Source organism: Streptomyces sp. NPDC006265 (genome assembly GCF_040613555.1).
GTDB lineage: Bacteria > Actinomycetota > Actinomycetes > Streptomycetales > Streptomycetaceae > Streptomyces.
This window is the reverse complement of the sequence record NZ_JBEXSH010001354.1, coordinates 1-454: the sequence shown is the minus strand read 5'-3', so window position 1 is coordinate 454 and position 454 is coordinate 1. Positions and strand designations below refer to the sequence as shown.

General features: G+C 69.2%; 1 protein-coding gene. It reads left to right on the top strand.

Annotation, left to right across the window (positions count from 1 at the left end):
- A partial coding sequence (locus tag ABZ281_RS48780; RefSeq protein WP_356665225.1) for a GNAT family N-acetyltransferase occupies positions 1-346 on the top strand: 346 nt, incomplete at its 5' end.
- Positions 347-454: the final 108 nt, after the last annotated feature.

Sequence of the window (454 nt, the reverse complement as noted above, 5' to 3'; positions counted from 1 at the left end):
CGCCCAGGTGCGGCCGGCGCTGGCGCGGCCCGCCACCAATCCGACCCACCGCCTGGTGGTGGCGGTCAGGGAGGGCAGGGTCATCGGCACGCTCCAGCTCACGATCATTCCCGGGCTCTCCCGACGCGGCGCGATGAGGTCGATCGTCGAAGGGGTGCGCATCCACGCGGACGAGCGTGGCAGCGGCCTGGGGACCGAGCTCATCGAGTGGGCCATCGAACAATCCCGGGACCAGGGATGCCAGTTGGTCCAGCTGACCTCCGACAAGACCCGCACCGACGCCCACCGCTTCTACGAGCGGCTCGGGTTCACGGCCTCCCACGCGGGCTTCAAGCTCCAGCTGTGACCGGTTGCGTTGGTGGCCTGTTTGTACTGAAAAAGGGGCCCCACGGATGACGGCGCCGAAACGATGGCGCCCCAAACCGCGGGGGCGACAACAACCCGCCAAGGAGCC